This window comes from Polynucleobacter sp. CS-Odin-A6, assembly GCF_018882095.1.
Classification (GTDB): Bacteria; Pseudomonadota; Gammaproteobacteria; order Burkholderiales; family Burkholderiaceae; genus Polynucleobacter.
In genome coordinates this window covers 91,633-105,744 of the sequence record NZ_JACVPD010000001.1, presented here as the reverse complement: position 1 = coordinate 105,744, position 14,112 = coordinate 91,633, and the positions used below count along the sequence as shown (strand labels likewise).

The following is a 14,112-nucleotide window of genomic DNA, read 5'->3' as shown; positions in this document are numbered from 1 at the left end:
TTCGATAGACCTGATTATAGGGTTAATTCGGATGAACGACAAACCAAGCTACCCAGGCTTGTCTCAGGCATTATCAAGCAAAGGTGAAAAAGATAGTGAATACTTACACTTAAGCAGAATCATTTCTAGTAATGCGTCCAATTTGGCTGGGATCAATATAAGCAACATGATCCTGCGCTTTAGCCAAATGCTTTCCCAAAGCCCAGGCATGTCCATAAATTACTTCTAAAGTGAGCTTTTTAGGTAATGGACTGGCTGGCGCGCTATTTTGACCTTCAAGCTCAAGCAACTGTAAGGCCATGGCATCCGCCAAAAGAACTTTTTCAGACTCATAGTCTAAGTTCAGGAACTCCATATCCATCACTGGATCAGAAAAACGTTGGCCCAATAGGGCATCACCCATATCGTGCATATCCCATGGGCTAGCCAACCTAGTCAGGGGTAGTTGCTGTAACAAATCCTCAGAGAAAAGCTCCTTAGCAGTATCTGGGCCTAGATAACTAAAAGTGAGTAACCCTCCCTCTTTCAGCACTCGCCAGCACTCCTGCAAAAAACGCTTTGGCTCCACTAAATCATGCATGAACAAGACACTGAACACCAAATCAACCGAATGATCGGGAAGATTAAATCGCCCTGTCTTTTTGTAGTCATCCAAGGAAAGTGAGGATATAGATCGCATTCTGGAATTCCAAAAACGCGTCGCCCTCAATTTCAATAAATCAAAGCCAGATAACGCTACTTCAGGTGCGCTATGAAAACGTATTCCCGGGAAACGGGTTGTCAGAAAATGCGCATGTGTACCGGGGAAATCTGGAATGACAAGTACATCCTTTACCTCCAGTTTCACGATGTTTAATTTTTGCAGCATTCGGTCTGCAATTTCATCCTGAAGCCATCTGATTGATTGGGTCATTGGCTCAGTATACTCAGCGGCCCATGCATCCAATAGAGAATCTACTTCAAGTTATTTGCTCTTACTTATTGCCTAGTGCCTGTATTGTTTGCGGGATATTTCAACAACACACTCTTTGTCTTGAATGCGCCGCGGGCTTAGCCACAGAACAACTTTCAAACTATGAATGTTGTCAGCAGTGTGGCCTCCCCCTTCAGATCAATGAAATTAGTGAACAACGTTGTCTTGAATGCGTAACTCATCCACCCTACTTTGATGCAACATACTGCCTTGATCGCTATGAAGGTAAATTACAGTCCGCCCTACATCAACTGAAATATCAGCGGCGCTTAGCTTGCGCTCATGGACTTGCATCTGCATGGGGTCAATTGATGGCCGCGAGTTTAAGCAATCTTCATGCAAATTATTTACTACCAGTTCCCCTAAGCCAAGAAAAACTGTGCGCTCGAGGATTTAATCAAAGTTGGGAGTTAGCTAGGCGTATTCACTGTGCGAGCCAAATAAATAAAAATCCTTATATTTTGCTGCGTCACCATCACACACAACATCAGGCGAATGAAACTCGCATCAATCGTTACAAAGCCATTGAGGGCATGTTCTACATTAACCCTCAATATTGGGAAAGCCTGGAGTCTACAACCGTCATCGTATTTGATGATGTGATGACCAGCGGAGCCACCTTAAATGAAATCGCCTACGTTCTGAAGGACAATGGCGTATCCCGGGTGATTAATTGGGTTCTACTCAGAACACTTCGCCCAGCGTAACGAAGAATGGTACAAAGATCAGGCTATGTTTAATATCGTTTTATTTGAACCAGAAATCCCACCCAATACAGGCAACATCATTCGCCTCTGCGCAAATACAGGTGCAAAGTTACATTTAATCGAGCCACTGGGTTTTCCGATGGAAGATGCCAAACTGCGTAGAGCAGGTCTTGACTATCATGAGTTCGCCAAAGTAAAAGTACATCAAAATTGGGCTCAATTTCTGGCAAATGAACAGCCGCAACCTGATCGCCTCTTTGCCTTAACGACCAAAGGATCTGGAAAGTTTCATGATGGCAAATACTTGCCTGATGATTATTTTATTTTTGGTTCGGAGACCAAAGGAATTACGGAAGAAGTTAGGAGCGCTATTCCAATACCTAATCAAATGCGCCTAGCAATGCAAGACAGCAGTCGCAGTTTGAATCTCTCAAATACGGTAGCGATTGTGGTGTATGAAGCTTGGCGCCAAAATGAACTGCTAGGAGGAGGCTAGACGAAACTTAGGCTTCAACCTTAGGATCGCGCCCCATCAGTTTTTTAAGCGCGTTCTGCGGCGAGAGTTTTCCGGATAACACCTCACTCATCATGGCAGTAATGGGCATCTCGACACCCAGGCGACTAGCAAGACTACCGACAGCAGAAGCACACAAGACGCCCTCTGCAACATGCCCTAAGTTATCCAAAATTTCAGGCAATGGTTTTCCTGCAGCAAGAGCGAGACCTACCCGACGATTGCGAGAGAGATCACCAGTAGCAGTCAGAATCAAATCGCCTACACCAGTCAATCCCATGCAGGTCTCTGGCCTACCACCAGCTGCCTTAACCAAGCGCATCATCTCGGCGAGACCACGGGTTAAGACTGCGGCTCGTGCATTTAGTCCCAGATCCAAACCATCACCAATACCAGCCGCAATGGCTAAGATGTTCTTAATAGCGCCACCTAATTCAACACCGACTAAATCATCGCTGGCATAGATACGCATATTGCCATGATGAAAGGCGCCTTGAACCAGGTCGCACAATGCAGATGATTTGCTAGCAATTGTTAGTGCGCAAGGCATGCCATTGCCAACCTCTTGAGCAAAACTAGGCCCAGACAGTGCGCCATACGCATGTTGCAGACCGTGGCTATGCAAATGATCTTCGCGAGCAACTACTTGATGTGGCAATAACGCGGTGCTGGGCTCTAAACCCTTACATAACCAAACTATATTAAGTGAATGTTTAGCAAGCTGTAATACCTTTGCCACGGTTTCTGACAATCCTGACATTGGGGTGGCGATTACCAGAAGATCATTTTCCGAAAGGCGTGTAATAGCACGCTCAAAAACATCCTCTAATTGCAGACCCGCAGGCAAGGTGACGCCAGGCAAATACGCTGTATTTTCACCCGTCTTTTGAATACCCTCTAACTGCTTGGCATTGCGCGACCAAAGACAAACTTCTCCCGCTTGAAGATAACGCGCAGCTTGCGCCGCCATAGCAGTCCCCCAAGAGCCAGCTCCAAGCAGTGTCACTTTCATGATCTGTGGGCTTTGGCTAATCAGGTTCAGTGCGGAAGAATAATTTTGCTTTCATCTGCAGAGCTACTCTCCGTTGCAGCAGCTTGTGCGGCTTGCATGATGCGATGCTCATACATACCGTGGAAGTTAATTTCATTCAAATGAATTGGTTGGAAGCCAGCACGGCTAATGGTATCGGCAACATTCGAACGCAAGTAAGGATACAAAATAGTTGGGCAAGCAATGCCCAACATAGGATCAATTTGCTCGGGAGGGATGTTATTAAATTCAAAAATGCCAGCCTGCTTTGCCTCAACCAAAAAGAGTACCTTGCCCTCCACTTTGGCAGTGACTGTCGAAATTAAGGCAACCTCAAACATCTCATCACCCAAGCGAGTTACTTCAACATCCACTTCAACCTCTACTTGTGGCTCAGCTGCAATCAATAAAATTTGCGGGGCATTCGGCTGCTCTAAAGATAAGTCTTTGAGATAGATCCGTTGAATACGAAAACCAGGATTTTTTGAGTTATCAACTGCATCTGGAGCGGAAGTAGTTTGTTCAGTCATGGGGAACTTTCTGAGTAAATTTTTAAGCTAATAGAGGGTCAAGTTGGCCAGCACGGTCTAAAGCAACTAGATCGTCGTAACCACCAACATGAGTTTCCCCAATATAAATTTGAGGGACAGTACGGCGCCCCGTACGAGTCATCATGAGCTCGCGCTGTGCAGGGTCCCGATCAATCAAAATCTTCTCTAGATTAGCAACACCTTTTTTCTGCAAGAGCTTCTCTGCCATCACACAGTAAGGGCAAACTTGAGTGCTGTACATCGTGACTGGTGCCATACCTAAACCTCGCTGAATTATTTAACCAATGGCAGCGCTGCAGCCTGCCATGCCTGAACACCGCCATCTAAGGCACCAACTTCAGCGAAGCCCAGCTTTTGCACCTCTGCAATCGCCTTACGAGAACTCACACCGGTTTCACAAACCAAAATCAGTGGGTTCTTACGGTCCAGCTTCAACTTTTCAATCTTAGCGGCGATCTCATTGGATGGGACATGCTTTGCGCCTGGCAAATGCCCTGCTTTAAATGCTTCTTCTGGGCGCAAGTCTAGAACAGCCGCCTTGCGACGATTTATCCAAATGGTCGCTTCGGTAGGGGATAAGCCTTTTCCGCTGATTAGCGTAGATAATGTGGGAAGGAAAAGCGCCGCGCCCGAAACCAACATGAGGGCGATAAGCGCTAAATTATCAATTTGCGTGAGAAAGTTCATCACCGGATTATAGAATGGCTCTATGAAACAACTTGTCCTTATTCGTCATGGCGAATCCACTTGGAATCTTGAAAACCGATTTACTGGCTGGGCGGATGTTGACTTAACCCCAAAAGGGACTGAACAAGCCTTTGCTGCAGGGGAAACCCTCCGCAACGCTGGCTATGAGTTTGACGTGGCTTACACCTCAGTCTTGAGAAGAGCCATCCATACTCTTTGGCATGTTCAAGATAAGATGGACCTCATGTGGTTGCCCGTGGTTCATAGCTGGAGATTGAATGAGCGCCACTATGGCGCCCTCACTGGTTTGAATAAAGCAGAAACTGCAGCCCAATATGGAGATGCTCAAGTCCACCTTTGGCGTCGCTCCTACGATGTACCCCCGCCGCCTCTTGAGCCCCATGATGAGCGTAATTCACAAAAAGATCGTCGCTACGAAAAGCTCAATCGCTCTGATATCCCCTTAGGTGAGTGCTTAAAAGACAATGTCGAGCGCGTCTTACCCTTATGGAATGAATCCATTGCCCCAGCCCTTAAGGCGGGTAAGCGGGTATTGCTGGTAGCGCATGGCAACAGTATTCGCTCTTTAATCAAGTATCTTGACCAGGTTTCTGACAAAGATATTATGGAAATTAGCGTTCCCAATGGCATCCCACTGATTTATGAGCTTGACGACAATCTAAAGCCCCTTCAGCATTTTTATTTGGATTAAGGTAAAACGGTAGCATGCGCACATTTTTTAAGAACTTTGCCCTAGTTGCTGTTGGCCTCATCGCCGGGGTTGCAGCCACCATTCAGCTATCAGCAACTGCCCAGCAGGGCGCTACGCTGCCCTTAGATGAGCTGCGTACCCTGTCTAATGTCTTTGCCCAGATTAAGCGTGAATACGTAGAGCCGATTGAAGATAAACAATTGCTGACGGATGCTGTCAAAGGCATGGTCAGCAGTCTTGATCCTCATTCCACTTATTTAGATAAAAAAGATTTCTCTGAAATGCAAGAGCAAACCAGCGGTAAGTTTGCTGGCCTTGGCATTGAGATCACTTCAGAAGATGGCGTTGTCAAAGTTCTGAACCCTATTGAAGATAGTCCAGCAGCGCGTGCTGGCTTACAAGCGGGTGACTTAATTACCCGCTTAGATGACAAACCCGTTCGCGGCATGTCGCTTGATAAAGCAGTACGTACTATGCGGGGCGCGCCTGGCACAAAAATTACCTTGACCGTCTTCCGCAAAAGTGAAGAGCGTAGTTTTCCTGTCACGATTACCCGTGCGGAGATCAAAGTGCAATCCGTCAAAGCCAAAATATTGGATAACAATATTGCTTGGGTTAGAGTGACCAGCTTTCAGGAGCGTACCGTTCCAGATCTAGCAAAGAAATTAGCCGATCTTGCAAACCAAGATCCCAAACTGAAAGGCATCATTCTTGACCTCAGAAATAATGGTGGTGGCTTACTCCAAGGCGCAGTCGGTGTTGCTGCCGCTTTCTTGCCAGCAGATGCGGTCATCGTTTCAACCAAAGGTCAGACACCTGACTCCAAGCAAGTCTTTAGTTCAACACCAGCGATGTATCGACTCAGTGAGTCCGGCGATCCTCTAGCCAGCGTGCCTGCTATTTTCAAAAAGCTGCCAATGGTTGTTTTGGTCAATGCTTACTCTGCTTCTGCTTCTGAAATTGTTGCTGGAGCATTGCAGGATTACAAACGGGCAACCATTATTGGTAAGACTACCTTTGGCAAGGGCTCAGTACAGACTGTTCGCCCATTAACCAATGATTCAGCCCTCAAGATCACCACGGCTTACTACTACACGCCTACCGGCAGATCGATTCAGGCTTATGGCATTAAGCCAGATATCGCCGTCGATCAAAATAAAGACGGTGATCCAGATGATGTCCTCATTACACGAGAGATTGATAGCGAGAAACATTTACGTAATAAGCAGTCTTCAGAAGAAAAACTGATTGCTGATCGTGAGAAACGACGCCTTGAAGAGTTACAACGGATTGAAGAAAAAAATGCCAAGAAGACTCCTGAAGAAAAAGAGAAAGAAAAGTCCAAGAAGCCAGTGGAACTTGGTAGTGCCGATGACTTTATGCTCACTCAAGCTGTAGCATTTATCAATGGTGAACCTGTAAAACGGTCAGCCTCTAAGCTCGAATAAGTTTTAACCAACGCTGGGTGCACGCACATGAATGATGAGCAGCTACTGCGCTACTCACGACATTTACTACTCGAGGAAATTGATGTCGCCGGCCAAGAAAAATTACTTGGCTCGCATGTTCTCGTTATTGGAGCTGGCGGTTTAGGTAGTGCGGCCACACCCTATTTAGCAGCTGCAGGCGTAGGAAAAATTACACTGGTAGATCACGACAAAGTAGAACTTACGAATCTACAACGACAAATCATGCACTCCCAAGATTCTCTTGGGCAGAGTAAGGTGGAATCTGGCAGGCAGTTTTTACAAAGTATCAACCCAGCCCTGCAGATCGATGCGATTGAAGCAATGGCATCAGAGGATTTATTGAATAAGCTTCTCCCAACAGTGGATATCGTATTGGATTGCACGGACAACTTTGCTACCCGCCACCTGATTAATGCCGCTTGCTTTAGGCATCAAGTTCCCTTAGTTTCTGGATCGGCACTGAAGTTTGATGGTCAATTAAGCGTCTTTGATTTTCGTAATCCAGTATCGCCCTGCTATGCCTGTCTTTTTTCTCCAAAAGAGCAATTCGAGGAAGTCAGCTGTGCCAGCATGGGTATTTTTTCCCCTCTAGTAGGCATTATTGGTGCCATGCAAGCAGCGCAAGCATTACAAGTATTGATTGGCTTTGGCCAGCCATTAGTGGGAAGAATGCTGCTTTGGAATGCGCTCAACACCCAAATTAATGAGATTCGTATTTCCAGAAACCCAGAGTGTGCAGTTTGTGGGCAACCCCAGTAAGCCTAGGCTCAGAATTGATTAGGACAGCAGTTTGTGAAGTGCCTTAGCCTGATCTTCTGGCTCAATTGCCTGCAATACGGCAGCAATACGAGATTTCAGTAAGCCTACGTCTGCCTTCAAAATCTCGCGCTTGACTAATAGCAGTTGACTGAAGTGCATTGAGAAATCAGTCAAACCCAAGCCCAATAGCAACTTGGTCATTGAAGGATCTCCAGCCATCTCTCCACAGACCGCTACAGGAATATTGGCGCGCTTGGCCTGATCAATAATGCTAAAAAGCAAATTCAGAATCGCCGGATGGAAGGGATCATAAAGATGGGCAACCGCATGATCCGCCCGATCGATTGCCAAAGTGTACTGAATCAAATCATTCGTACCAATCGATAAAAAATCAAATCGATTAATAAACAAGGGCAATACCAAAGCAGCCGCCGGAATCTCAATCATCGCGCCCACCTGAATATCGGGATTAAATGCTAACCCGCGCTGATGTAATTGCTGCTTTGCTTTTTCAATGAGACGTAATGTTTCATCAATCTCTTTAACATGCGCCAGCATTGGAATCATGATGCGCGCCTGACCATGTGCTGAAGCTCTTAAGATGGCCCGCAATTGTGTCAAGAAAATTTCAGGCTCGGTCAATGACCATCGAATAGCACGCAAACCTAAAGGTGAGGTACCTGTCTCGGATAAATCAGAGCCTGCACCCAGAGCCTTATCAGCCCCGACATCGATAGTACGGATGTTGACTGGCAAGCCCTGCATCAAATCTACTACCCGACGATATTCTTGATATTGTTGCTCTTCATCTGGAAGCGCTTGCTTGCGGTCCATAAATAAAAATTCTGAGCGAAATAAGCCGACGCCAATTGCGCCTAATTCAACAGCTTGAGTTGCATCCTCCGGTAATTCAATATTCGCTAATAACTCAATCGAAACATGATCCACTGTAGCAGTAGGAGAGTATTTAAGCTCTTGTAACTTGCGAGTCTCCTGGATATCCTGCGCTTGTAAGAGGCGGTATTCGGCAAGCAATTGATCGTCAGGAGCTACTACAACGACACCCTGTTTACCATCAATCACCAACCAATCGCCATGACGAATCATTTCGCTGGCATGCCGCACACCCACTACTGCAGGTATCTCCATACTGCGCGCAACAATAGCAGTATGAGAAGTCTTGCCACCTAAGTCAGTCACAAAGCCGGTAAAGGCATGTTCTTTAAAGCGCAACATGTCATGCGGAGCAATATCATGCGCCACAATAATGGCGTCTACTCCAACATCACTAGGCGACAATAGATCTGAATCACTTAAGGCGTCTTTTTTCTGAGCATTGAGCGCCTTGAGTACTCGCTCCGCAACCTGTCGAATATCGTTTGCCCGCTCTTTAAGATAAGCATCTTCAATTTCTGCGAACTGCTCCAAGAGGTCATTGAGCTCTGTAGTCAAAGCCCAAGCAGCATTTAAACGCTGGGTTCGGATGAGAGTGAGCGGCTTCTCAGTCAAAGCAGGATCCGACAAAATCATGCCATGAACATCCAAAAACGCCGCCATTTCTTGAGGCGCGTCCTTGGGCAAACCTTTTCGTAGCTGTGCCAGTTCAAGACGTACCTGTTCAAAAGCATCTAATAACTTTTGAGACTCAGCCTCTTCTTTACCAACTTCAATTAAGTAATGGCTAACCTCTAATGCTGCACGCGAAATCAGTACCGCCTTGCCAATGGCAATACCATTGGAGACTGGTGTTCCGTGTAAAGCAAAAGTCATCCTTATTCGCCTTCGCCAAATCGGTTATTAATTAGCGCTGTTAAAGCACTCATCGCTTCATCCGCTTTTTCGCCTATCGTCTCCAATGTCACCGTACTACCGATACCGGCAGCCAGCATCATCACACCCATAATACTTTTAGCATTAATTTGACGGCCGTTACGCGATAGTAGAATTTCACAAGGAAACTCAGCAGCCAGTTGTGACAATTTGGCAGATGCACGCGCATGCAACCCCAGCTTATTAATAATTTCTATTTCAGCAACCGGCATAGTCCACCTTATTTCTCAGTTGTTTCTTGCGAGGTTTTAGAGCCTAATCGTAAAATTCCGTTTTGGCCGCCCTGAAGCGCTTTGTGAGCTAAGCCTTCTAAATCCTCTTCGCGATGGGAGATACAGCGCATGAGCATTGGCAAATTCAACCCAGCCAACACAATGATGGGTGTATCAAGACCCGACAATGGCCCTAAGGCTTCTAGCTTAGAGGCTACATTAGCTGGAGTTGCGCCCATCACATCAGTCAGGATCAAAAGACCGTGGCCCGTATTCACTCCATAAGCTGCCTTTACAACCCGATCAAAACTCACTTTGGTATCTTCATAGGGCGGAATATCTACCGCTCTCACACCCTCAGGCAACACACCAAAAGCATGCTCAGCAAAACCAAGCATCGCGCTTGCCACTGGGGTGTGGGCCACAATTACGATTCCTACCATCTTTATGTCAATTCCTTTTCGAGCGCTGTTAACCAAAACTGGGAGACATCAAATCCACTCTGCTCAGTAATTTCTACAAAACAGGTCGGGCTAGTCACATTAATTTCTGTAAGGTAAGCACCAATTAAGTCCAATCCTACCAAGAACAAACCACGCTCATTCAAAACTGGGGCGAGGCGAACTGCAATCTTCATCTCAGCCTCTGTCAATGGCATTGCAACACCCTTGCCACCAGCCGCTAAGTTTCCTCGGATTTCACTGCCTTGGGGAATGCGGGCCAATGCAAATGGTACTACCTCACCGCCAATCAGAAGAACCCGTTTATCGCCTTGAATAATTTCTGGCAAGAATCGTTGCACCATTAAAGTACGGACACCATTCTCACCCAAGGTCTCGACAATGCTAGCGAGATTTAAGCCATCTGAGCCAACCCGAAATACGCCCATCCCACCCATGCCGTCCAAAGGCTTAATCACAATGTCTTGATGCTCGCAATGAAATGCTTTAATGGCACTTAGTTCACGCGTGATTAAGGTTGGTGGAATTAGCTCAGGAAATTCTGCAATGGAGATCTTCTCAGAGTGATCACGAATAGCCGTGGGATTATTCAATACCTTTGCGCCTTGTCGAGCTGCAGCAGATAACAACCAAGTGGTATTGAGATATTCGATATCAAATGGCGGATCGGTACGCATCAAGACTACATTGAAGGTATTTAAAGGGCGGCTCTCTATATCGCCCAACTCAAACCAAGCTGAATCACTTGGCTTAATAGCAAGCGCTTGGCAATCAGCTTTTACTAAACCATCTCCCCAGAGGACATTGCGGCTTTGACAAAACCAAAGCTGATGACCAGCCGCCTGTGCTACACGCATCATTGCTAAAGTGGAATCCTTACTAATCTTGAAAGATTCCAATGGGTCAGCAATAAAAAGGAGATCCATCTTGGTGTCTGAATATAAGAAAGTAAATTAAGCTACTTCGGCATTAGGATCAGAGCGTTCTAACTCTAAGGAGGATGCTAACAAAGCCAATCGTGCTACCACGCCATAGAGATAGAACCGATTCGGTGGCGCACTACCAGGCTTAGCGCCCATGTCTGGTATGGAGTTTTGCTCAAATGCCAAAGGCACAAAGTGCATGCCTGGCGCATTCAGATTCTCATCAGGACCCCGATCTGTATGCACTCGATAGAAGCCACCGATGACATAGCGATCAATCATGTATACCACCGGCTCAGCAACAGCTTCGTTAACCTTCTCGAAGGTATAGACACCCTCCTGAATTAATACATCGCTTACCTCAAGACCTTCTTTAACCACACTCATCTTATTGCGATCTTTACGATTTAGGCCTTTAAGTTGAGCAGGATCATTCACCACCATGATGCCCATGCCATAAGTCCCAGCATCTGCTTTCACAACGACATAAGGCTTTTCTTTAATGCCGTACTCACGGTATTTCTTGGCGGTCTTTTTGAGGACTTTCTCGACAGATGCTTGCAACTCTTCTTCACCGATGCGCTCATGGAAATTGACATTAGAGCAACTCGCAAAATAAGGGTTGATCATCCATGGATCAATATCAACTACTTTGGCAAACTTCTTTGCCACTTCGTCATAGGCTGCAAAATGATTGGATTTGCGACGGACATGCCATCCTGCATGCAAGCCTGGTAAAAGATATTGCTCGTGTAAGTTTTCCAAAATGGGAGGAATGCCAGCCGACAAATCATTGTTCAGCAAAATAGAGCATGGATCAAAATCTTTTAATCCTAAGCGCTGCTTCTTGAGCCCAAGACGTGACAGCGGCTCCATCAAAAGACGATTGCCGTCTGGCAAATCAATCCAAGTGGGCTTTTTAATTTCATCAGACAGAGTGCCTAAGCGCACATTGAGTCCTGCTTGACGCAAGATGGAGGACAAGCGCGCAATGTTCTGCAAATAGAAAGTATTGCGAGTATGTCGCTCTGGTATCAACAGTAAATTTTTTGCTTCGGGACAAATCTTCTCAATCGCCGCCATGGCAGCCTGAACTGCTAAAGGCAACATCTGAGGGGCTAGATTATTAAAGCCTCCCGGAAAGAGATTGGTATCAACCGGGGCCAGCTTAAAGCCTGAATTACGTAAATCAACTGAGCAGTAGAACGGCGGAGTGTGTTCCTGCCATTCGAGCCTGAACCAGCGCTCAATCGTTGGGGTTGCTTCTAATACCTTTGACTCGAGATCGAGCAGAGGGCCACTAAGGGCTGTGATGAGATGTGGAACCATCTCACCATTGTAAGATTTTTTGAAAGAAAGACGCGGAATCCGAGGATTCCGCGCTTAAAAACTGGGCAACCAACAAAAGTCACCCAGTGAGGGGTAAATCTACTGATTAAGACTCGTATGCAGTCTCACCATGGGAGCTAATATCCAAGCCTTCGCGCTCTTCATCTTCCTTAACACGCAAACCAATCACCATATCGATCAATTTAAAGGCAATGAAAGAAACTACGCCAGACCAGATTACAGTCGTAATTACGCCTTGTGCCTGAATCCATAATTGGCTAGCAATCGAGTAATCAGGAGCAACTGCATTCGCTACGTAGTCCCAAATACCGGAGCCACCTAATGCGGGGTCAGCGAATACACCAGTCAATAATGCTCCAGTAATACCACCTACGCCGTGCACACCGAATACATCTAAGCTGTCATCTGAACCCAAAAGTTTCTTCAGACCAGTAACACCCCAAAGGCAAACTACACCAGCAATCAAGCCAATGATGATGGAACCCATCGGACCAGCAAAACCAGCAGCAGGGGTAATAGCTACTAAACCAGCTACGCAACCTGAAGCAGCACCCAACATTGATGGCTTGCCTTTAAGAATCCACTCAGCGACAGACCAGCCTAAAACAGCGGCAGCAGTTGCTAAATAGGTATTTACGAAAGCCAATGCAGCGCTACCGTTTGCTTCCAGTGCTGAACCAGCATTGAAACCAAACCAACCGAACCACAAAAGTGCAGCACCAGCCATGACATAAACTAAGTTGTGTGGCTTCATTGCTTCTTTGCCGTAACCCAAGCGTTTGCCGATTACAAATGAACCAACCAAACCTGCCATTGCAGCATTAATATGGACAACAGTACCGCCAGCAAAGTCGAGAACACCTTTCTGCCATAACCAACCAGCACGAGCAGTGATTGCCTCAAGCGATGCAGCATCTTTGATGTCATCAGGACCAGGCCAGAACCAAACCATATGAGCGATTGGTAAGTAGCTAAATGTGAACCAAATGATCATGAATGCTAAGATTGCAGAAAACTTAGCGCGCTCAGCAAAAGAACCGATGATCAAGCAGCAAGTGATCGTTGCGAACACTGCTTGGAAAGCCATAAATACATACTCAGGAATCACAACACCCTTACTAAAGGTTGCTGCAACTGATTCTGGATTCATACCACCCAAGAACAGACGATCTAGGCCACCAATAAATGCCCCACCTTCCGTGAATGCAAAGCTGTAACCATAAATCGACCACAACACTGTAATCATGGAGAAGACCATGAAACATTGCATGCAGATTGACAGGATATTTTTGCTACGTGTTAAGCCACCGTAGAACAAAGCCAAACCAGGCAGTGTCATCAGAAGCACTAAAGCTGTACACACCATCATCCATGCGGTATCGGCCTTATTACACTTTTCCGAGCAAAGCACGGCAGCAGGTGCCTCAGCAGCAGCTGTAGCGGCTGCAGGCGCTGATACAGCAGGTTTTGCATCATCAGCAAAAGCTGGTGCGCTCACCATCAAACCGGTAGAACCAATAGCCAAGGCCATAGCTCCACCAGCAACGAGTCGTTTAATCCAAGTTAACATTTTGAACCTCTCTTTAAAGTGCTGACGCGCCGGTTTCACCGGTGCGAATACGAATGACGTGCTCAACTGAGGAGACAAAAATCTTGCCATCACCAATCTTGCCAGTACGAGCTGATTTTTCAATTGCTTCAATCGCTCGCTCCAAGATGCCATCTTCAACAGCAGCTTCAATTTTTACCTTCGGCAAAAAGTCGACTACATACTCGGCACCGCGATACAACTCGGTGTGACCTTTTTGACGGCCAAAGCCTTTAACTTCAGTGACGGTGATGCCCGAAACTCCCACTTCCGAGAGAGCTTCGCGCACTTCGTCAAGCTTGAAGGGCTTGATGATTGCGGTAATTAATTTCATATGTTTCTCCGT

At 46.3% G+C, this 14,112-nt stretch carries 17 protein-coding genes; 5 read left to right on the top strand and 12 right to left on the bottom strand.

The window, feature by feature from the left end; translation table 11 throughout:
• Positions 1 to 109: 109 nt before the first annotated feature.
• The gene (locus ICN15_RS00600) at positions 110 to 913 is read right to left on the bottom strand and encodes a methyltransferase domain-containing protein (RefSeq protein WP_255532809.1); all 804 of its coding nucleotides are present in this window, start codon (positions 911 to 913) and stop codon (positions 110 to 112) included.
• A gap of 23 nt (positions 914 to 936) precedes the next feature.
• Between ICN15_RS00600 and ICN15_RS00595 the strand changes: the two genes are divergently transcribed.
• Both ICN15_RS00595 and trmL read left to right on the top strand, forming a co-directional pair.
• Positions 937 to 1,680, top strand: a complete 744-nt coding sequence (locus tag ICN15_RS00595; RefSeq protein ID WP_216200575.1) for a ComF family protein — start codon at positions 937 to 939, stop codon at positions 1,678 to 1,680.
• 25 nt (positions 1,681 to 1,705) lie between these two features.
• Positions 1,706 to 2,176 carry a tRNA (uridine(34)/cytosine(34)/5-carboxymethylaminomethyluridine(34)-2'-O)-methyltransferase TrmL gene (gene trmL / locus ICN15_RS00590; RefSeq protein WP_216200574.1) on the top strand — a complete coding sequence of 157 codons (471 nt, stop codon included), beginning with the start codon at positions 1,706 to 1,708 and terminating at the stop codon, positions 2,174 to 2,176.
• Between the two features lie 7 nt (positions 2,177 to 2,183).
• Here the strand turns inward: trmL and ICN15_RS00585 are convergent, their stop codons facing one another.
• The 4 genes from ICN15_RS00585 to ICN15_RS00570 are packed head-to-tail and all read right to left on the bottom strand — an operon-like array spanning position 2,184 to position 4,462.
• Complete coding sequence (locus tag ICN15_RS00585; protein ID WP_216200573.1) at positions 2,184 to 3,206, bottom strand: NAD(P)H-dependent glycerol-3-phosphate dehydrogenase; 1,023 nt, start codon at positions 3,204 to 3,206, stop codon at positions 2,184 to 2,186.
• A 26-nt stretch (positions 3,207 to 3,232) separates the two neighbouring features.
• Positions 3,233 to 3,754 (bottom strand): protein-export chaperone SecB, encoded by a 522-nt coding sequence (gene secB, locus ICN15_RS00580; RefSeq protein WP_216200572.1) that lies wholly within the window; start codon positions 3,752 to 3,754, stop codon positions 3,233 to 3,235.
• Between the two features lie 22 nt (positions 3,755 to 3,776).
• Positions 3,777 to 4,031: a glutaredoxin 3 gene (gene grxC, locus ICN15_RS00575; RefSeq protein ID WP_216200571.1), complete on the bottom strand. Its 255-nt coding sequence runs from the start codon at positions 4,029 to 4,031 to the stop codon at positions 3,777 to 3,779.
• Between the two features lie 17 nt (positions 4,032 to 4,048).
• Positions 4,049 to 4,462 carry a rhodanese-like domain-containing protein gene (locus ICN15_RS00570; protein ID WP_216200570.1) on the bottom strand — a complete coding sequence of 138 codons (414 nt, stop codon included), beginning with the start codon at positions 4,460 to 4,462 and terminating at the stop codon, positions 4,049 to 4,051.
• Positions 4,463 to 4,484: 22 nt separating this feature from the next.
• On the opposite strand from ICN15_RS00570, the gene gpmA reads away from it, so the two are divergent.
• From gpmA to ICN15_RS00555, 3 genes are read left to right on the top strand one after another with little or no spacing between them, the layout of a single operon-like run.
• Positions 4,485 to 5,174, top strand: coding sequence for a 2,3-diphosphoglycerate-dependent phosphoglycerate mutase (gene gpmA / locus ICN15_RS00565; protein ID WP_216200569.1), 690 nt, complete (start codon positions 4,485 to 4,487; stop codon positions 5,172 to 5,174).
• Positions 5,175 to 5,188: 14 nt separating this feature from the next.
• Positions 5,189 to 6,622, top strand: coding sequence for a S41 family peptidase (locus ICN15_RS00560; RefSeq protein WP_216200568.1), 1,434 nt, complete (start codon positions 5,189 to 5,191; stop codon positions 6,620 to 6,622).
• Between the two features lie 27 nt (positions 6,623 to 6,649).
• Entirely contained in the window at positions 6,650 to 7,402 is a 753-nt protein-coding gene (locus tag ICN15_RS00555; RefSeq protein WP_216200567.1) for a molybdopterin-synthase adenylyltransferase MoeB, read from the top strand.
• A gap of 18 nt (positions 7,403 to 7,420) precedes the next feature.
• Here ICN15_RS00555 and ptsP read toward each other — a convergent pair whose 3' ends face one another.
• The 7 genes from ptsP to ICN15_RS00520 all read right to left on the bottom strand — a co-directional run bounded on the left by ptsP (position 7,421) and on the right by ICN15_RS00520 (position 14,100).
• Positions 7,421 to 9,172: a phosphoenolpyruvate--protein phosphotransferase gene (gene ptsP / locus ICN15_RS00550; protein ID WP_216200566.1), complete on the bottom strand. Its 1,752-nt coding sequence runs from the start codon at positions 9,170 to 9,172 to the stop codon at positions 7,421 to 7,423.
• Between the two features lie 2 nt (positions 9,173 to 9,174).
• Entirely contained in the window at positions 9,175 to 9,444 is a 270-nt protein-coding gene (locus tag ICN15_RS00545) for an HPr family phosphocarrier protein (protein ID WP_216200565.1), read from the bottom strand.
• An 8-nt stretch (positions 9,445 to 9,452) separates the two neighbouring features.
• Positions 9,453 to 9,887 carry a PTS sugar transporter subunit IIA gene (locus tag ICN15_RS00540; RefSeq protein WP_216200564.1) on the bottom strand — a complete coding sequence of 145 codons (435 nt, stop codon included), beginning with the start codon at positions 9,885 to 9,887 and terminating at the stop codon, positions 9,453 to 9,455.
• A 2-nt stretch (positions 9,888 to 9,889) separates the two neighbouring features.
• Positions 9,890 to 10,831: a glutathione synthase gene (gene gshB, locus ICN15_RS00535; protein ID WP_216200563.1), complete on the bottom strand. Its 942-nt coding sequence runs from the start codon at positions 10,829 to 10,831 to the stop codon at positions 9,890 to 9,892.
• A 27-nt stretch (positions 10,832 to 10,858) separates the two neighbouring features.
• The gene (gene gshA, locus ICN15_RS00530; protein WP_216200562.1) at positions 10,859 to 12,157 is read right to left on the bottom strand and encodes a glutamate--cysteine ligase; all 1,299 of its coding nucleotides are present in this window, start codon (positions 12,155 to 12,157) and stop codon (positions 10,859 to 10,861) included.
• 106 nt (positions 12,158 to 12,263) lie between these two features.
• Positions 12,264 to 13,748 carry an ammonium transporter gene (locus tag ICN15_RS00525; protein ID WP_216200561.1) on the bottom strand — a complete coding sequence of 495 codons (1,485 nt, stop codon included), beginning with the start codon at positions 13,746 to 13,748 and terminating at the stop codon, positions 12,264 to 12,266.
• A 13-nt stretch (positions 13,749 to 13,761) separates the two neighbouring features.
• Positions 13,762 to 14,100: a P-II family nitrogen regulator gene (locus ICN15_RS00520; RefSeq protein ID WP_216131138.1), complete on the bottom strand. Its 339-nt coding sequence runs from the start codon at positions 14,098 to 14,100 to the stop codon at positions 13,762 to 13,764.
• Positions 14,101 to 14,112 lie beyond the last annotated feature (12 nt).